The organism is Citrobacter sp. Cpo103 (genome assembly GCF_030332605.1).
GTDB classification, from domain to species: domain Bacteria; phylum Pseudomonadota; class Gammaproteobacteria; order Enterobacterales; family Enterobacteriaceae; genus Citrobacter; species Citrobacter portucalensis.
Map to the genome: position 1 here is coordinate 467,029 of NZ_JAOWHO010000029.1, position 18,384 is coordinate 485,412.

Here is an 18,384-nt window from a genome sequence, read left to right on the forward strand (position 1 = left end):
ACGGCGGCCAGGAAAAAGATAAATGGAACAAGCGCATACCCAGCTTATCGCACAACTGAATGAACGTATTTCAGCGGCGGATAATACGCCGCTGTATATGAAATTTGCGCAGACGGTGAAGAATGCTGTGCGCAGTGGGATCCTGGAGCACGGCAATATCCTGCCCGGCGAGCGCGACCTCAGCCAGTTGACCGGCGTTTCTCGGATTACGGTACGCAAGGCGATGCAGGCCCTGGAAGAAGAAGGTGTAGTAACACGTGCCCGCGGTTATGGAACGCAAATTAATAATATCTTCGAGTATTCGCTTAAAGAAGCGCGCGGTTTTTCTCAGCAGGTGGTGTTGCGCGGTAAAAAACCGGATACGCTGTGGGTCAACAAGCGCATTGTGCCTTGCCCGGAAGAGGTGGCCCAGCAGTTGGCTGTCGCCGTGGGGAGTGATGTCTTCTTGCTCAAACGTATTCGCTACGTTGATGAAGATGCCGTTTCTATTGAAGAGTCCTGGGTACCCGCACACCTAATTCATGATGTGGATGCCATCGGTGTTTCGCTGTATGACTATTTTCGTAGCCAGCATATTTTCCCACAGCGCACGCGCTCACGCGTTAGCGCCAGAATGCCTGACGCAGAGTTCCAGGCGCACATTCAAATGGATAGCAAAGTGCCGGTACTGGTGATCAAGCAGGTAGCGCTTGACCAGCAGCAACGGCCTATTGAATACAGCATCAGTTACTGTCGTAGCGATCTATACGTCTTTGTGTGCGAGGAGTAGTTCCTCGCGCGACGGGGCGCAATCGCCGCCGCGATGCCCAACTACCCAGGACGCCACCGCGTTACCTAACAGCACTGAGTCGGCCAGCGTCCAGCCAGCCGCCAGCCCAGCCAGCATGCCGCCAGCGTGGCTGTCACCTGCGCCAATGGTGTCAATGACCGCCGTTGCAAATGCCGGTACGCAGCCGGATGTCTGTGCGCTGAAATACCATGCGCCGTCTTTATCGTGACGCACGACCACCGGTGCGGTGAAACGCTGCACCCATTCTGCGCCAAAACCTTCCACATCCTGACTCAATGCAAACCGATCGGCAGCAATTTCCGCCTCCTGACGATTAAGTGACACCAGCGGACGGCAGGCCATAATTCGTGCCAGTAAAGGCTCAGGAATGTCGCCGATGCGCGGGCCAAAATCGATAAACGGTGTCACCTCTTCCAGACCTTCCAGCCACTGCACCAGCAATTCACCGCACGGGGACGCTAGCTGATAACCCGAAAGATACACCAGGCTATGACGCGGGATATCCAGCTGTGCCAGCCAGGCGGCATTCCACTGATTCTCAACGCCGCTGAAAGACATAAAGGTACGCTCGCCATCCGGCTCCACCAGCGCCAGACACCAGCCGTTATCGCCTTCGGCATTGTCGATCCGGCTGTGCAGTCCCTCTTTTGCCATCCGGTTGCGGATAATGTCGGCCCACACTCCCTGACCCAGCGGTAGAGCATTGCAGGCATCGATACCTAAACGCTTAAGCGTGACGGCGATATTGAGTGCGCAGCCGCCAACGTTAACACTTTGCTGCTTGAGCTCGATATCACAGCCGCGCCAGGGGAGGGCATACGCATCGGCAATGACATCAATCACCGCCGCACCCACCACCGTTACTGGCCGCTGTGTACGTAACTGCGAGAGAAGTTGTTGCAGATGCGTGTTGCTCATAGCGCCTCCCGCTGCTCACGCAGTCGCATTAACCCACTGGCATAGCGGGTAAAGTCCAACTGATTAACCGCATCCAACTCCTGCTTCAATGCTGGGTTGATCGCGCTCACGCCGTGTAATGCACCACAAATGGCGGTTGCCATCGCCCCGATGGTGTCGGTATCACCGCCGAGGTTCGCGCACAGAATGGCGCAGCGGTTAGGATCGGTCTGCGCCAGTTCAACCATGGCGATGGCGCAAGGCACGGACTCAATGGTGCTGGTTCCGGCACCTACAACCTGATACAGCTGCTCGCTGGCGGACTCGACGCCATCGGCGTTACGGACGATTTTTAGCGCCAGTTCAAGGCGTGCACAAAGCGATGCGCTAAAAGTGGTGATTCGTTTTTGCTGCGCATGCAGGGCAATGGCAGGTAGCGCGTCGACAATCTCTGACCATTTTCCTCCGTCGATGGCGCGCGATACCGCCCACGCGACGACAACGGCTCCCGCGATAGCCAGATCCGATTTATGCGTCGGGCTGGAGGCCAATGCCACATCATCGATAAAGGCATCAAGATTGCGAGCGGGCAGCAGGCATCCCAGCGGGGAAACGCGCATTGCCGCGCCATTGGTTACGCCGTTGTTTTCCAGTTCGGCGACCGGTTTACCGTCACGAATGGCTTTTAACGCAATTTTCGAGGTCGGGCCGAGCACGTTTTTATTAAAAGCATCAAACTGCTCGGCCCAGGCCAGAATATTGCGACCAATAACGTCAGGCACAATTTCGCCGTCGCACTCAAGCAGGGCATCTGCCAGACACAGTGCCATGGACGTGTCATCAGTGAACTCCGCCTGGTTAAAATAGCAGGCGGCATTATTTTCCGCAGGGCCGGGCAAAAAACGGTCGATCCAACCGAAGTGTGCTTTTACCCGGGTTCTTGGCCACAGTTCCGACGGCATGCCCATCGCATCCCCTAACGCCTGCCCATAAAGAGCACCGAGAATACGTTCTGCTTTCATTTTACTTCCCCTTGTTTCAACGCTATATCGCGATCGTCCACCTTAATGGCGGTGATTTCTTTGTCTGATTCGCGAAAGAAAATCATGAACAACACGGCAATGATGGCAATCATGACCGCGCCAAATCCCCACATGCCAGCCCAGTTAAAGGTGAGACCATTAACGGGCTCCTGATAAGCAAACATTTTTTCCATCATCACGCCGCCCAGACGGTACCCGAGCAGGCTGCCGAATCCCTGACAGCAGAGGGTGATAAGCCCTTGCGCTGCGGTGCGCATGTGGACCGGCGCTTTTTTATCGACATAGATGTAAGCCGTGACGTAATAGAAGTCGTAACTGACGCCGTGCAGCAGAATGCCGAGAAACAGCAGGGCGTAAGTGAAATATTCTTCCGCACCGCCGTAAACGAAAAATCCGTAGCGGATCGCCGCAGTAATAAGACCAAGCAACAACACCTTTTTAATACCAAAGCGTTTGGTGAAAAACGGTAGCGCCAGCATGAAGAAGATTTCAGAGAACTGGCCCAGCGTCATCCAGCCGGTGGCGTTTTTCATTCCGACTTCTGTCAGATAGCCGTTGGCGAAGATGTAATAGAACGCCAGTGGCATCGCAAACAGGAAAGAGCAAAAGAAGAAGACGAGGAAGTTCTTATCGCGCAGCAGGATCAGCGCATCCAGACCCAGCATAACTTTGAAATCCATTTTGCCGGTACTTTTTGGCGGCGTATCCGGTAAAAAGAAGGCAAAAACACCTAACAATGCGGAACTTCCGGCAGTGATAAGCAGGGGAATATTGGTGGGTGAGATGTCGTTATAGCCAAGCATTTGCGGTAAGAAACCGCAGGCCAAACCGGAGGCAATCCAGCCAATGGTGCCCATCACGCGGATGCGCGGGAAATCACATTCAACATCCGGTACGTTGGCAAAAGCAATACTGTTGGTCAGCGCAATCGTCGGCATATAGGTCAACGAATAGGCCAGTAACAGCGGGAAGAATCCGCTAAAGGTGGTTTGCTGGGCGGCGAAGTACATCAGAATAGCGCCGACGAACATCAACACCGCCAGTACTTTTTGCGCGGAGAAAAAGCGATCAGTGATTGAACCGACCAGAATGGGCGACAGGATCGCCGCAATGGCGGTGCAGGCGTAGGACCAGCCTATCTCTCCGGCACTAAAGCCACTTTTACTCAGCCACAGCCACAGTGGTACAAACCAGGCGCCCCAGATAAACCACTCTACAAACATCATGAACGACAGCTTAACTGTAGTTTTCATCTTTAAATCCTTCATGACAGGTAAGGTACGCGCTGATAGTACCATTCAACAATACCTTTAAAATACCTTTGAGATTAAACTTTGACCGTCTTAACATTATTTTTTCCTGAATCGAGCCAGCAGAAGTTGCTGAAAAGTGCGCTAAAGATGGAAAAAAAGCGCAGTCGGTACCAGGCTTAATGCTGCCCGCAAAAAGGCGGGTCAGGACAATCCATATTCCGGTTTTAAACCGGAACTTACGGGAGCATAGCTATGACTGATATTGCGCAGTTGCTTGGCAAAGATGCCGACAGCCTTTTACAGCATCGTTGTATGACCATTCCTTCTGACCAACTTTACCTGCCTGGACATGATTACGTCGATCGCGTAATGGTGGATAACAATCGGCCGCCTGCCGTTCTGCGTAATATGCAGACGCTGTATAACACGGGGCGACTTGCCGGGACAGGGTATCTGTCGATCCTACCGGTGGATCAGGGGGTAGAGCATTCTGCTGGGGCTTCGTTTGCCGCTAACCCGCTGTACTTTGATCCGAAGAATATTGTGGAGTTGGCTATCGAAGCAGGGTGCAACTGCGTGGCATCGACTTACGGTGTGCTGGCTTCTGTCTCCCGCCGCTACGCGCACCGCATCCCGTTCCTCGTTAAAATTAACCACAATGAAACGCTCAGCTATCCGAATACCTTTGACCAGACGCTGTATGCCAGCGTAGAGCAGGCGTTCAATATGGGTGCGGTTGCGGTAGGGGCAACCATATATTTCGGTTCTGAGGAATCTCGCCGCCAGATTGAAGAGATTTCAGCAGCGTTTGAGCGCGCCCATGAGTTGGGTATGGTTACCGTGCTGTGGGCGTATCTGCGTAACTCCGCGTTTAAAAAAGATGGCGTGGATTACCATGTTTCCGCCGATCTTACCGGGCAGGCTAACCATCTGGCTGCCACTATCGGAGCGGATATCGTTAAGCAAAAAATGGCGGAAAAAAACGGCGGGTATAAAGCGGTTAATTTTGGCTACACCGACGATCGCGTTTACACCAAGTTGACCAGTGAGAATCCAATTGACCTGGTGCGTTATCAACTGGCGAACTGTTATATGGGGCGCGCCGGATTAATTAACTCTGGCGGGGCGGCCGGCGGCGACACCGACCTGAGCGATGCAGTGCGTACAGCGGTGATTAACAAACGTGCGGGCGGCATGGGGCTGATTCTGGGGCGTAAAGCGTTCAAGAAAACCATGGCCGACGGCGTTAAGTTGATTAACGCCGTACAGGACGTTTATCTGGACAGCAAAGTCACTATTGCCTGATCCCTCGGATTGTCGTCGGGTTAGCGCAACAGTGGACAACCCGGCGGGAGTCTGCAACGTAGCGCAGCGGGCAAGATTTCAATATGAAACTCTTGTCCGCTGAGCGGTTCGCCATCGAGATTAAAGGTAATTTCGTGCGGGGCGCGGATATCAAACCACGACGATGCGCCGTCAATAATATTAGGGTTGTCTTCGGATTGCGTTAATGCCGAAAGCAGCCCTGGCAGTAGTTCCTCGCCGGTAAAAATGCGCAGTTGCAGCAGACCGTCGTTGATTAGCGCCGTTGGGCAAAGCTGTTGCCCACCACCAGCCTGGCGACCGTTACCGATACCAATCACCAGCGCCTTACCCTGCCAGTGAAAATCTTCCCCACGAATGTCACAGATGTCGGGCTTGAGCGTATCCATGCGCATTAATCCGTGAATAAAATACGATACACCGCCCAGTGCGGCCTTGAGTTTTTCCGGCGTTTCGGTGGTGATACGCGTGCCAAATCCGCCAGTCGCCATGTTGATAAAACAGGTTTTATCGTTGACCTGTACCATGTCGATCTCAGTCGCATTTGCGGCAATAGCCAGCTTTAACGCCTTATCAAGGTCGTCGGGTATACCAACGCTGGTGGCAAAGTCATTCGCCGTTCCCAACGGTAAAATACCCAGCGCCGGAATATTGCCGCCCTGCGACTGGATAAGCGCCGTCGAAACTTCGTTTATTGTGCCGTCGCCGCCGCCGGCTATTACCGTTTCAACGCCTAGCTGACGAGCTTCATCAACGTAGCGTTGGGCATCGCCTTTTTCCCAGGTCACGCGAACATGGATTTCCACGCCTTCATCACGAAGCTTCGCGATGGCATCACGCAGGGGGAGATTATCAGCACTTTTTCCATTGAGGATCAGTAAACTGGCAGGGAACGCTATCATCCGTTTGCCTCACTTTTTTTCGTTTTAACAAGTGTATGCCAGGAAAGCATTTATGGCGTAAGAACTGACTGAAAGCGCAGGCGAAGAGATAAAAAAAGCCGCAGAGCGCGGCTTTTCAGATTGAGCAGACGTTACTGCGGGAACCATTGGTCGCTGATTTTCTGGTACGTGCCGTCAGCTTTGATGGCCGCCAGCGCGCTGTTCAGTTTTTCCAGCAGGGCTTTGTTATCCGGGCGAACCGCGATGCCAAGACCAGTACCGAAGTATTGCGGATCGGTAACTTTGTCAGTGGCTACGCCTAACTGTGGGTTGGTTTTCAGCCATTCGTTAACCACAGCAGTATCACCAAATACACCATCAATACGGCCATTTTTCAGGTCAATAATCGCATTCTGATAGCTGTCGTAGGCCACGGTTTTCACCTCAGGATGTTTATCCTGCAGGTATTTCTGATGCGTGGTGCCGTTTTCCATACCGATGCGCTTACCTTTCAGGTCGGCAAAGGTTTTATAGGTGTCTTTTTTCGCAATCACCAGCGCGGAGTTGGCATAGTAAGGCTGAGTAAATGCAACCTGCTTGCTACGCTCAGGTGTGATATCCATTCCGGAAATTACCGCATCATATTTCTTGAATTTCAGCGCGGGGATCAGGCTGTCGAAAGCGTGATTGGTGAAAGTACATTCTGCCTGCATTTGTTTGCACAGCGCCGTTGCCAGGTCGATGTCAAAACCGACAATTTTATTGCTTGCGTCCAGTGATTCAAATGGCGGATATGTGGCTGATACACCGAAACTAATTTTATCAGCAGCTGAGGCGCCAGCGGCGAAAGTAGCAAGTAATGCGGCCAGTACTAACTTTTTCATGGTGGAACTCCCGTCTGTCAATCTTATGATTATTACCGTGTCTGCGGCGTGGAGTAACAATGCCATTTAATGAATTTATATGCAATAAAAATGATTAAATATTTTTATTGGTGTGAAAAAAGACGGACAATTTAGGTTGTTGTCCGTCTTTATGTTTTTTACTTATGCACATTTGCTGGATGGCGGTGCTAGCACCTTATCCGGCCTACAAAAGGTGCATGAACCGTAGGCCTGATAAGCGTAGCGCCATCAGGCATATGCTTAATTCCGGTGTTCAAACGCCAGCGCTTTACGTTCGATTAAGCGCATCATCAGCGTCAGCAAGCCGTTGACGATCAGGTAAATCACACCCGCGGCACCGAAGACCATAACGTCATAAGTACGACCGTACAGCAGTTGGCTATAACCCATGACTTCCATCAGCGTGATGGTGTAAGCCAGTGAGGTACTTTTAAATACCAGCACCACTTCGTTGGAATACGAGGAGAGGGCGCGTTTAAAGGCATACGGCAACAGAATCGCCAGCGTATCCTTTTTGCTCATCCCTAACGCTCCGCAGGACTGCCACTGACCTTCCGGGATTGCACGAATAGCGCCGTAGAACAGTTGCGTAGTGTAGGCCGCACTGTTTAACGACAGCGCAATTAAGGCGCATAACCAGGGTTCAGAGAGCAGATGCCACAGTACCGGATATTCTTGCAATGCCGGAAACTGTCCAGGTCCGTAGTAGATCAGGAAGATTTGCACCAGCAGCGGTGTACCGGTAAACAGCGTGATATACGCGCGTACCAGCCACACCAGCACCGGCGTTTTCAGCGTCAGGATGACGGTGAAGATTAGCGCCAGCACCAGAGCAACCACGATGGAGGCGACCGTCAGTGTCAGGCTGGTATGCAGCCCTTTCAACAATTCAGGTAAATAATCAAGCATCAGCCTGGTCTCCGCTCAAAACGTGTCGCGCGCAGGTCAATGCGTTTGAGAATGTACTGACTCACCAGCGTAATCACCAGGTAAATAGCGGCCGCCACAATGTACCAGGTAAACGGCTCCTGGGTGCGGGTGGCAATACTCTTGGTTTGCAACATCAGATCGTTCACGCTGATAAGGCTGACCAGCGCGGTATCTTTCAGCAATACCAGCCACTGGTTACCCAGTCCCGGTAAGGCATGACGCCACATCTGCGGCATCACCAGACGAAAGAAGATCGCGGCTTTAGACAAACCCAACGCCTGACCTGATTCCCATTGTCCGAGTGGCACGGCCTTCAGCGCGCCACGCAGCGTTTGCGACGCGTAAGCGGCGTACAATAATGACAGTGCAATGACACCGCACAGGAACGGGCTGACGTCGAAGTTTTCGATCTGCATCTGAACCGGGATTTGTACAAACCCGAGATTGATCGTAAAGCCATCGGCCAGCGTCAGCAGCAATTGTGAGGAACCGAAATAGATAAACAGAACCACCAGGATTTCTGGCAGACCGCGCAGGATGGTGACCAGGGCCGAGCCCGCCGATGCCACCGGGCGCCATTTTACTGACTCCCAGACGGCAAAAAACATGGCGAGTGCAAGGCCAATGATCAGCGCACAAACGGCAAGGCCGACGGTCATCCCGGCGGCGCTTGCTAAAGGAAAAAATTCATTCATCAAATATTACTTCTGGAACCATTTGTTGTAGATGGTCTCGTAAGTCCCATCTTTCTTCACTTTTTCCAGCGCAGCGTTAAATTTCTGCTGCAGCTCGGTATTGCCCTGGCGTACCGCGATGCCCAGACCTGTACCGAAGTAATCTTTATCCGTGACTTTGTCACCAACCGCGGCAAGCTTAGGATTGTCTTTCAGCCACTCGGTTACTACTGCGGTATCACCAAAGACGCCGTCAATACGACCGTTTTGCAGATCGAGTTTGGCATTCTGGTAGCTGTCATACGGCACAGTGGTCACTTCCGGATGTTTATCCATGATGAATTTCTGGTGCGTGGTACCGTTTTGAACGCCGACTTTTTTACCTTTCAGCTGGTCGATGCTGGTGTATTTACCCTGCTGGCCCACAAACAGCGCAGAGTTGTCGTAGTAAGGGGTGGTGAACAGCACCTGTTTTTCACGCTCAGGCGTGATGTCCATACCGGCCATCACCGCGTCAAAACGACGGAATTTCAGGCTCGGAATCAGGCTGTCGAAGGCCTGATTGGTGAAGGTACAAGTAGCGTCAATCTCTTTACACAGCGCGTTTGCCAGATCAACGTCAAAACCTACGATCTTGTTATTCGCATCGATAGATTCAAACGGAGGATAAGACGCTTCGGTGGCGAAACGAATGGTTTGGGCTGCGGTAGCGGAAAGACTAAAACCTGCGATTAGCGCGGCAATCAGAACTTTTTTCATTGTATTGTCCCGAATCTTAGTGAGAAAGATAGTTTTTAAACGCTTCGGTTTGCGGGTTGGCAAAGCAGCTCGCATCCCCAAACTCGACGATGTGACCGTTTTCCATATACACCACACGACTGGCCGTTTTACGTGCAACTTCCACTTCGTGGGTGACGATCACCTGAGTAATATTGGTTTCCGCCAGTTCGCGAATGATGCTGACGATTTGGGCGGTAATTTCCGGGTCAAGCGCGGCGGTCGGTTCATCAAACAGCAGCACCTGCGGCTCCATCATCAACGCGCGGGCAATGGCTACACGCTGTTGCTGGCCACCGGAAAGATGTAATGGGTAACGATCGCTGTAAGGCTTGAGGCGCAGACGTTCCAGCAGTTTCTCGGCGCGCGCCATCGCTTGCTCTTTTGTCAGACCCAGTACGCGGCAGGGCGCTTCAATCAGGTTCTGCACCACCGTGAGATGCGGCCAGAGATTATATTGCTGAAAGACCATGCCCACGTTCTGACGCAGATCCCGAATGGCTTTATCTGACGGGGTCTTCGTGAAGTCGAAACGGTTGCCCGCAATAGAGAGCGTGCCCGAGCGCGGCATCTCAAGCAGGTTGAGTACGCGCAGCAGCGAGCTTTTCCCGGCTCCACTTGGGCCAAGTAACACCAGTGTTTCACCCTGAGGGCAATCCAGCGTGATATCGAACAGCGCCTGATGTGCGCCGTAGAAGCAGTTAATGCCGTTTAATTGAATACTCATTGACACTCGATACTGGCAGTCTGATAGCTATTGAAGCCGCAGATACTACCTTTGACAGAATAGTTATGCAATATTTATGCGTTAAAAGTTAAATGCAAACCGCATTCTTCTCTAAACATAGCACAAAATAGCGAGGTCACCAGTGGGTAAGAATAATTGTCGGCATTCTATGCAGAATGCCAGACAATTTATGGGGGTTATGATTTAAGCGGGTGAATGGGGCGGTTAGCGGTTTTCGACAGACTGGCGCAACGTCCCGGCTGGCGCGTGTACGCTGCCGCCCAGATAGCGTACATCATCAACGACCCAGCACTGACCTTCACGGATCATCAGCACTTCATCACGCCAGCTTTGGTCACCCTGTTTCAGCTCTACGCGCAGTGGAATGTTGCGTGCATCACTATTCGGAATAGTCGATGCGCTAGCGACACTGGCGCTGTCTGGTAACGTAGCGCGACTGGAGAACGGATCGCTGTTAAACAGGTCGCGGTGTGCATTATCGCGGCTGGCGTCGGTCAGCAGTTTAGCCAGATTGTCGCTCAGGTACGGACGAAGGGCGGTAATGTCATTGTTTCGATGCTGAATACGGTAATCATAGAATTGTTGAGCCACGCTGTCTGGCCCACCTTCTATGCATGAACCACTACGTGTGCCGTTATCTTTATAGACCGGCGTCACGGTAGTACAGGCGCTGAGAAGAAGTGCACAGGGAACCAGCAGAGAGAGTTTCGAGTAGCGCATAATGATTTCCTTATTAGCTTTCTACGATTAGTGTTCTACGTTGATAGAATATATCCTTTCAATGATAGTGGATCGGTTCGATAATGCTTTTGAGATCGTGCTCTTAGCGCAAAAAGGAGATTAACCATGCAGTTTTCGACAACCCCTACGCTGGAAGGACAGAGCATCGTGGAATACTGCGGTGTTGTTACCGGTGAAGCCATTTTAGGCGCGAATATCTTCCGCGATTTCTTCGCCGGCATTCGCGATATTGTCGGTGGTCGCTCCGGCGCGTATGAAAAAGAGCTGCGTAAAGCGCGTGAAATTGCTTTTCAGGAGCTGGGCGAACAGGCGAAAGCGCTGGGTGCTGATGCGGTGGTCGGTATCGATATCGATTACGAAACCGTAGGCAAAGACGGTAGCATGCTGATGGTGAGCGTCAGCGGTACCGCGGTGAAAACTCGCCGATGAAACGTCTGTTGTGTCTGCTGGCATTTACGCTGTTGCTGGTGGGATGTGCTGGCGAAAAAGGGATTGTCGACAAAGACGGGTATCAGTTAGATACCCGCCGACAGGCACAGGCTGCTTATCCGCGCATTAAAGTGCTGGTTATCCATTACACGGCCGATGATTTTGACTCTTCTCTGGCTACGCTGACCGATAAAAACGTCAGTTCGCACTATTTGATCCCAGCAGTGCCGCCGCTTTACCATGGTAAGCCGCGTATCTGGCAACTGGTGCCGGAAAAAGATCTGGCCTGGCATGCGGGGATTAGCTTCTGGCGCGGCGCTACGCGTATTAACGATACCTCAATTGGCATTGAGCTGGAAAACCGCGGCTGGCAAAAATCAGCGGGCAGCAAGTATTTTGCGCCGTTTGAGCCCGCGCAGATTCAGGCGTTAGTCCCATTGGCGAAAGATATCATCGCCCGCTACGACATAAAACCGCAAAACGTGGTGGCTCATGCAGACATTGCGCCGCAGCGTAAGGACGATCCCGGTCCGCTGTTTCCGTGGCAAGCACTGGCCGTTCAGGGCATTGGCGCATGGCCGGATGCTCAGCGTGTGGCATTTTATCTCGCCGGACGAGCGCCCCATACGCCGGTAGAAACCGCGTCATTGCTCGATCTACTGTCACGCTATGGCTATGAGGTAAAACCCGAGATGACGCCGCGTGAACAGCAGCGGGTGATTATGGCGTTCCAGATGCACTTCCGCCCGACGTTGTGGAATGGCGTGGCGGACGCGGAAACGCAGGCGATTGCCGAAGCGTTACTGGAGAAATACGGGCAGGGTTAACGCAGACACCAATGCCTGATGGCGCTTCGCTTATCAGGCCTACGGTTAATTTGGCAGGTATTTGTGGCGCTTGTGCCGCCACCCTGCAATGGATATCAGCCTAACGCGGCAGCTTACCGTGGTCGCGCAGCCAGGCCGCGGTACGCTCAATCCCTTCATCCAGCGTCACAACGGGCTGATAACCTAACTCTTCCTGAGCGCGGCTGGTATCCAGCGTAAAGTCAAAATTTAGCTTCGAAACGCCGTAATGCGTAAGCTTTGGCTCTTTCGCCGATTTATTGCCTAAGCGCTCCATGCTGCGGGCAATCATGTCCAGCATCGGGTAGGGCACGGAGCGGATACGGCAGTCAATATTCAGCTCGTCGATAAGTTTCTGCACAATACTGCGCAGGGTGCGATGTTCACCGTTGGTTATATTGTACGCACGACCCGACGGCAGCATATCGCAGACTTCCTGACTCGCCAGCCACATCGCGTGAACTGCGTTCTCGTAATAGGTCATATCCACCAGCGCACTCCCGCCGTGCGGCAACAGGATACTGCCGTAGTGGTACATCATATGGGCGAGGCGGGGAATAAAGACTTTATCGTGAGGTCCGAACAAGCTTTGCGGGCGCAAGACAGTAAAGCGAGTCTGCGGATTGGCCTGGGCGAGCAGCGCAATCACCTCTTCTCCAGCCGCTTTGCTGCGGGCGAATTCATTGGCGAAGCGATGGGGACGGAAGTCTTCTTTGATATCGCGATGATGGTGATAATCAAAATACAGCGACGGAGAGGAGATATGAATAAAGTTACGTACGCCCCAGGCTACGGCCCACTCGCCCAGACGGCGGGTAGCACGAACGTTGGCCAGATCAAAAGCTTCCTGAGTTCCCCATGGAGAGGTGAAGCTGGAGCAGTGCCACAGCGTGTCAATGCCGGCAAGCATCACTTTTGCCTGCGAAGAAACCAGCTCGGTCAAATCCGCATGCACAAATTCTGCGCCCATTTTCTCCAGCAGCTTGCCCATCGCTTCGTTGCGACCGGTGGCTCTGACGCTGACGCCTTTGCTGCATAAAAACTCAACCGCGTTTCGGCCCAAGCCGCTGGTGGCTCCGGTAACCAGTACCTTCATATCAATCCACTGTGTTTAAAAAACGTCGTGCGCATTCTTCCGTGAATTACGCCTGTATGCAATGGGAAACATGAAAGAATACAGGCTCTTTTTATCATTAGTCTGTGATTTGTTCTGCAAGTTTGGCTATACGCTTCGCCATCCCCCTGAAAATGAACAGGTGGGCGGGGATCATCAACAGCCAGTAGAACAGGCCAGGCATACCGTGCGGATGCCACCACGCGCGTACATTAATGCGTCGGTGGTCACCTTTATCTTCCAGTGTGAAGCTCAGGCGACCCAGTCCCGGCGCTTTCATCCCAAACAGCAGCGTCAGCTGTTTCTCCGGCTCAACGATGATGACTTTCCAGCTATCAACGGTATCGCCAACTTGCAATAGTGGGTGTTTGGGACGACCTTTTGCCAGCTTATGGCCGACCAGCAGGTCCAACGCCGCGCGCGTCTTCCATAGAATATTGCCAAAGAAATAGCCTTCTTTGCCGCCGAGTCGATTCACAACCTGCCACAGAGCCTTTTTGCTGGCGGAGGTTTCAACGCTAAAGCCAGCTTGTTTAGCAAAATAGCCATATTCTGGACGCCAGCGGGCAAACGCCTGTGCGTCGTAACCCCAATCGCTGGAGTTGACCAGCTTCTCTTCTTCCTTCAAGGTGCTGCGCACCGCGTCATCAAAGGCAATCAGCTTTTGCGGGATCAGCGCACGTAATTCGGTGTCATCAGCCAGCAGGTCGTGTTTTAAGCCCTGGATCAGCGCTTTGGCCGTGGTCGGCGGCACTGACGTAATGACGTTCAAAAACCAGACCGAAATCCAGCGGGTAGGGAAGGGGATGGGGATGAGCAGGCGATGTTTACCGCTGACCGCCATAAAATGCTCGAACTGTTCCTGATAGCTCAACACCTGCGGCCCGGCGGCTTCGAGGACGCGGTGATGCTGTATGGGATGATCCAGCAACGCCACCAGGTAGTACATTAAATTCTCCAGCGCGATAGGTGTGGTACGCGAGCGTACCCAGCGTGGAGGGGTGAGAACCGGCAGGTTGTAAACCATATCGCGCATGACTTCAAAGGCAGCGGAACCCGCTCCCACGATAATGCCCGCGCGCAATTCCGTCATTGGCACGCCTGACTCGCGCAGGGTGTCTGCGGTTATCTGTCGCGCACGCAGATGATCGGATTGTTCATGCCGGGGAGCCTGCAATGAGCTCAGGAAAATAAGCTGTTTAACTGGCGTATTACGCAGCGCATCGCGCACGTTCATCGCCACCTGACGTTCGTGGGCGATAAAATCACCGCCTTCGCCCATACCATGAACCAGATAATAAACCGTATCAACACCCGTCAGCAGCGGGGTGAGGTTTTCTGGCCAATTCAAATCGACCTTGTGGCAACTGACATTGGGCAGTTGCTGCTTTTCCAGCCGTTCAATGCGACGTGCCGCAGCCAACACCTGATGCCCTTGCTGACTGAGCGCCTGTACCAAATGCTGACCAATGTAGCCACTGGCGCCAAGAACCAAAATCCGTTGCGGCACGCCCATCTCCTTATTGGGTTAAAAAAGCGCGCCAGTGGGCGACGACTTCAGCAAGTTGTTCACGCGATACGTCCAGGTGCATCACCAGGCGCACAATTGGGGAGGCGTTAATCAGCACGCCTTGCGCTTTCATATATTCGCCCAGCGCGGCAGCGTGCTCTTCGCCAACGCGAACAAACAGCATATTTGTGTCGTGGCGCATGACGTCCGCCCCTGCTTCGCGCAGCTGCTCCGCCATCCAGGCGGCGTTGTCATGGTCTTCCTGCAAACGCGCCACGTTATTTTTCAGCGCATACAGTCCGGCTGCTGCCAGAATACCGGCCTGACGCATTCCGCCGCCGGTCATTTTGCGCCAGCGAATAGCGCGTTTGATGTACTCGTGGCTGCCGACCAGCAGTGAACCAACGGGGGTGCCGAGGCCTTTGGAGAGGCAAATGGTGAACGAATCACAGTATTGCGTGACATCTTTAAGTTCACAGCCGTAGGCGACGATGGCGTTAAAAATACGTGCGCCGTCGACGTGCAGGGCAAGATTACGCTCGCGGGTGAATTCCCAGGCGTCTTTCAGATACGCGCGCGGCAGCACTTTGCCGTTGTGGGTATTTTCCAGGCTGAGCAAGCGGGTGCGGGCAAAATGGATATCGTCCACTTTGATTTTTGCAGCCACTTTGTCCAGCGGCAGGGAGCCATCCGGTGCGGCGTCGATAGGCTGCGGTTGAATGCTACCGAGCACCGCTGCGCCACCTGCTTCGTAGAGATAGTTATGTGCGCCCTGACCGGCAATGTACTCTTCGCCACGCTGACAATGGCTGAGCAGCGCCACCAGGTTTGCCTGAGTGCCGGTGGGTAGGAAAATAGCGGCTTCTTTACCAGAAAGCTCTGCGGCGAATTGCTGGAGGGCGTTAACGGTAGGGTCGTCTCCATACACGTCATCCCCGACCGGGGCTGCCATCATCTCTTCCAGCATGGCGCGACTCGGCCGGGTGACGGTATCACTGCGTAAATCAATCATGGTGTCTCCTTATTACACTTCATCCTTCAAGCTGCTTCGGCGTTGGCCGCACCCTTAAACCCCAGTCACATAGTATACCTATGCTCCTGGGGATTTTCGGGCTAGCCGCCTAGATGCATCATGAATGATTTTGTGTGTGATTTAATAAGGATGTTTTACCTGAGCCAGTTCGTTTTCGCCAGTTCGATCACTTCATCACCGCGTCCGCTGATGATTGCGCGCAGCATATACAGGCTAAAACCTTTGGCCTGTTCGAGTTTGATCTGCGGCGGGATCGCCAGCTCTTCTTTCGCCACGACTACATCGACCAGCACCGGGCCGTCAATCGACATCGCCCTTTGTAGCGCTTCATCAACCTCTGAGGATTTTTCCACGCGAATGCCTGTAATGCCGCAGGCTTCGGCAATCCGCGCGAAGTTGGTGTCGTGCAGTTCGGTGCCGTCGGTCAGATAACCGCCCGCTTTCATCTCCATTGCGACAAATCCCAGCACGCTGTTGTTGAAGACAATAATCTTCACCGGCAGCTTCATCTGGACAACCGACAGAAAGTCTCCCATCAGCATGCTAAAGCCGCCGTCACCGCACATTGCCACAACCTGGCGTCCTGGTTCTGTGGCTTGTGCGCCGAGTGCCTGCGGCATGGCATTCGCCATCGACCCGTGGTTAAACGATCCGAGCAGGCGACGTTTGCCGTTCATTTTCAGATAGCGTGCTGCCCACACCGTTGGCGTGCCAACGTCGCAGGTAAAGATGGCATCGTCAGCGGCAAAGTGGCTGATCTGCTGCGCCAGATACTGCGGGTGAATGGCTTTATCGCTGGGTTTGGCTAAATCATCCAGCCCTTTGCGCGCCTCGCGATAGTGCTCCAGCGCTTTGTCCAGGAACTGCCGCTCGGTTTTTTCCTCCACCAGCGGCAGTAGGGCACGGAGAGTGGATTTAATATCGCCAACCAGCGCCATATCAACTTTACTGTGCGCGCCAATGCTCGCCGGATTGATATCAATCTGAATAATTTTGGCATCGGTGGGGTAGAACGGGCGATAGGGGAACTGGGTGCCAAGCAGGATAAGTGTGTCGGCATTCATCATGGTATGGAAGCCGGATGAAAAGCCAATCAGCCCGGTCATTCCCACGTCATAGGGGTTATCGTACTCAACATGCTCTTTACCACGCAGGGCGTGAACAATCGGCGCTTTGATTTTAGCCGCAAATTCAACCAGTTCTTTATGTGCACCGGCACAGCCGCTGCCGCACATCAGGGCGATATTGCTGGAGTAGCGCAGCAGTTGCGCCAGTTTTCTCAGCTCTTCTTCTTGTGGAGTCACCACCGGGAGCGGCGCATGATACCAGTGCGTGGTGGCGCTTTCAGGCGCAGGTTTTAGCGCCACGTCACCGGGTAAAACCACCACGGAGACGCCACGGTTGAGCACCGCCTTACGCATGGCAATTGCCAGCACCTGTGGGATCTGTTCTGGGCTGGAAACCAGCTCGCAATAGTGGCTACATTCGCGGAACAACTCTTGCGGGTGGGTCTCCTGAAAATAACCGCTGCCTATTTCACTGGAGGGAATATGCGCGGCGATTGCCAGTACCGGGACGTGGTTACGGTGACAATCAAATAGCCCGTTGATCAGGTGCAGGTTGCCTGGCCCGCACGAGCCTGCGCAGACGGCCAGTTCGCCCGTCAACTGCGCTTCAGCGCCCGCAGCGAAGGCTGCAACCTCTTCATGACGGGTTGGCATCCAGTCAATTGTTCCCATACGATTCAGACTGTCACTCAGACCATTTAGCGAGTCACCCGTTACACCCCAAATGCGTTTTACGCCAGCCTGTTCGAGTGTTTTAGCAATAAAAGCGGCAACCGTTTGTTTCATGGTTTTCCTTCTCCTCTAATGTGATACCGGTTACAAGTTTAGATGAAGATAATAGTTATGCTTCTCATTTCCCCCTTATTTCCGGCAGGTTTCATTTAACCTGTATTAAGCGTAGTTTGTTTTGGACATGGTGAAACAAGGAATAAATTCAAATGGTTATAAAACTATTAAATTCAGTTAACCGAGTGCTGACTCACGAAGATTTTGGCAAGTTATTGTTACGCTTTGCCGTCGGTGGGCTGATGCTGTTTCATGGGCTGCATAAACTCTTTGCAGGTATTGATGGCATCAGCGGTATGTTGATCGCGAAAGGTTTCCCTGGCTTTATTGCGTATGGCGTTCTGTTGGGAGAGGTCGTGGCACCGTGCCTGATTATTCTTGGCATCCTGACGCGTCCGGCGGCGTTGGGGCTGGCGTTTACGATGGTTGTGGCATGGTTGATGGTCGGGATGGGCGAAACCTGGACACTGGATAAAACCGGTGCATGGGCGATTGAAAGTCTGGTTTATTTCTTCATCGGCGCGCTGGCCGTGGCGTTTTTGGGGGCGGGGCGTTACTCCGTTGCCGGAAATTCAGCCTGGCGATAGTTACCATCTGAGAGTCAATACCGAGGCGGGAAAGCGTAGCATTGCTCCGCC

The 18,384-nt window shown here is 53.1% G+C and carries 19 protein-coding genes; 5 read left to right on the plus strand and 14 right to left on the minus strand.

Annotated features, from left to right (window positions below):
• The first annotated feature begins 22 nt into the window (after window positions 1-22).
• Complete coding sequence (locus OGX89_RS10910) at window positions 23-769, plus strand: GntR family transcriptional regulator (protein ID WP_125112576.1); 747 nt, start codon at window positions 23-25, stop codon at window positions 767-769.
• Here OGX89_RS10910 and OGX89_RS10915 read toward each other — a convergent pair.
• The 3 genes from OGX89_RS10915 to OGX89_RS10925 are packed head-to-tail and all read right to left on the minus strand — an operon-like array spanning window position 743 to window position 3,983.
• Complete coding sequence (locus OGX89_RS10915; protein ID WP_125112575.1) at window positions 743-1,708, minus strand: PfkB family carbohydrate kinase; 966 nt, start codon at window positions 1,706-1,708, stop codon at window positions 743-745. The genes OGX89_RS10910 and OGX89_RS10915 overlap by 27 nt on opposite strands.
• Window positions 1,705-2,709, minus strand: a complete 1,005-nt coding sequence (locus tag OGX89_RS10920; RefSeq protein ID WP_125112574.1) for an ADP-ribosylglycohydrolase family protein — start codon at window positions 2,707-2,709, stop codon at window positions 1,705-1,707. Before OGX89_RS10920 ends, OGX89_RS10915 begins: the two co-directional genes overlap by 4 nt.
• On the minus strand, window positions 2,706-3,983 hold the full coding sequence (locus OGX89_RS10925; RefSeq protein WP_279890832.1) for a nucleoside permease: 1,278 nt from the start codon (window positions 3,981-3,983) through the stop codon (window positions 2,706-2,708). Before OGX89_RS10925 ends, OGX89_RS10920 begins: the two co-directional genes overlap by 4 nt.
• 252 nt (window positions 3,984-4,235) lie before the next feature.
• On the opposite strand from OGX89_RS10925, the gene fbaB reads away from it, so the two are divergent.
• Window positions 4,236-5,288: a class I fructose-bisphosphate aldolase gene (fbaB, locus tag OGX89_RS10930; RefSeq protein WP_232397918.1), complete on the plus strand. Its 1,053-nt coding sequence runs from the start codon at window positions 4,236-4,238 to the stop codon at window positions 5,286-5,288.
• Between the two features lie 20 nt (window positions 5,289-5,308).
• Here fbaB and yegS read toward each other — a convergent pair whose 3' ends face one another.
• The 7 genes from yegS to OGX89_RS10965 form a co-directional block, all read right to left on the minus strand.
• Entirely contained in the window at window positions 5,309-6,208 is a 900-nt protein-coding gene (gene yegS, locus OGX89_RS10935) for a lipid kinase YegS (RefSeq protein WP_003834418.1), read from the minus strand.
• Between the two features lie 131 nt (window positions 6,209-6,339).
• Window positions 6,340-7,071, minus strand: a complete 732-nt coding sequence (gene artJ / locus OGX89_RS10940) for an arginine ABC transporter substrate-binding protein ArtJ (protein ID WP_003027308.1) — start codon at window positions 7,069-7,071, stop codon at window positions 6,340-6,342.
• A gap of 261 nt (window positions 7,072-7,332) precedes the next feature.
• On the minus strand, window positions 7,333-8,001 hold the full coding sequence (gene artM, locus OGX89_RS10945; RefSeq protein ID WP_003834415.1) for an arginine ABC transporter permease ArtM: 669 nt from the start codon (window positions 7,999-8,001) through the stop codon (window positions 7,333-7,335).
• Entirely contained in the window at window positions 8,001-8,717 is a 717-nt protein-coding gene (gene artQ, locus OGX89_RS10950) for an arginine ABC transporter permease ArtQ (RefSeq protein WP_286560451.1), read from the minus strand. The genes artM and artQ overlap by 1 nt, the downstream gene beginning before the upstream one ends.
• 6 nt (window positions 8,718-8,723) lie before the next feature.
• Window positions 8,724-9,455 carry an arginine ABC transporter substrate-binding protein ArtI gene (gene artI / locus OGX89_RS10955; RefSeq protein ID WP_003027298.1) on the minus strand — a complete coding sequence of 244 codons (732 nt, stop codon included), beginning with the start codon at window positions 9,453-9,455 and terminating at the stop codon, window positions 8,724-8,726.
• 16 nt (window positions 9,456-9,471) lie between these two features.
• Window positions 9,472-10,200, minus strand: coding sequence for an arginine ABC transporter ATP-binding protein ArtP (gene artP, locus OGX89_RS10960; RefSeq protein ID WP_003027295.1), 729 nt, complete (start codon window positions 10,198-10,200; stop codon window positions 9,472-9,474).
• Between the two features lie 225 nt (window positions 10,201-10,425).
• Complete coding sequence (locus OGX89_RS10965) at window positions 10,426-10,941, minus strand: lipoprotein (RefSeq protein ID WP_003834409.1); 516 nt, start codon at window positions 10,939-10,941, stop codon at window positions 10,426-10,428.
• 126 nt (window positions 10,942-11,067) lie between these two features.
• Here OGX89_RS10965 and OGX89_RS10970 point away from each other — a divergent pair, with 126 nt between their 5' ends.
• The gene (locus OGX89_RS10970) at window positions 11,068-11,391 is read left to right on the plus strand and encodes a heavy metal-binding domain-containing protein (RefSeq protein ID WP_001160725.1); all 324 of its coding nucleotides are present in this window, start codon (window positions 11,068-11,070) and stop codon (window positions 11,389-11,391) included.
• Window positions 11,388-12,218: an N-acetylmuramoyl-L-alanine amidase gene (locus OGX89_RS10975; RefSeq protein WP_003834315.1), complete on the plus strand. Its 831-nt coding sequence runs from the start codon at window positions 11,388-11,390 to the stop codon at window positions 12,216-12,218. The genes OGX89_RS10970 and OGX89_RS10975 overlap by 4 nt, the downstream gene beginning before the upstream one ends.
• A gap of 100 nt (window positions 12,219-12,318) precedes the next feature.
• Here OGX89_RS10975 and OGX89_RS10980 read toward each other — a convergent pair whose 3' ends face one another.
• The 4 genes from OGX89_RS10980 to poxB form a co-directional block, all read right to left on the minus strand.
• On the minus strand, window positions 12,319-13,332 hold the full coding sequence (locus OGX89_RS10980; protein ID WP_125112570.1) for a 3-beta-hydroxysteroid dehydrogenase: 1,014 nt from the start codon (window positions 13,330-13,332) through the stop codon (window positions 12,319-12,321).
• A 97-nt stretch (window positions 13,333-13,429) separates the two neighbouring features.
• The gene (locus OGX89_RS10985; protein ID WP_286560454.1) at window positions 13,430-14,860 is read right to left on the minus strand and encodes an SDR family oxidoreductase; all 1,431 of its coding nucleotides are present in this window, start codon (window positions 14,858-14,860) and stop codon (window positions 13,430-13,432) included.
• A 10-nt stretch (window positions 14,861-14,870) separates the two neighbouring features.
• Entirely contained in the window at window positions 14,871-15,872 is a 1,002-nt protein-coding gene (ltaE, locus tag OGX89_RS10990; protein WP_125112569.1) for a low-specificity L-threonine aldolase, read from the minus strand.
• Between the two features lie 155 nt (window positions 15,873-16,027).
• Window positions 16,028-17,746, minus strand: coding sequence for a ubiquinone-dependent pyruvate dehydrogenase (gene poxB / locus OGX89_RS10995; RefSeq protein WP_032943955.1), 1,719 nt, complete (start codon window positions 17,744-17,746; stop codon window positions 16,028-16,030).
• A 152-nt stretch (window positions 17,747-17,898) separates the two neighbouring features.
• On the opposite strand from poxB, the gene OGX89_RS11000 reads away from it, so the two are divergent.
• Entirely contained in the window at window positions 17,899-18,333 is a 435-nt protein-coding gene (locus tag OGX89_RS11000) for a DoxX family protein (protein ID WP_003834302.1), read from the plus strand.
• Window positions 18,334-18,384 lie beyond the last annotated feature (51 nt).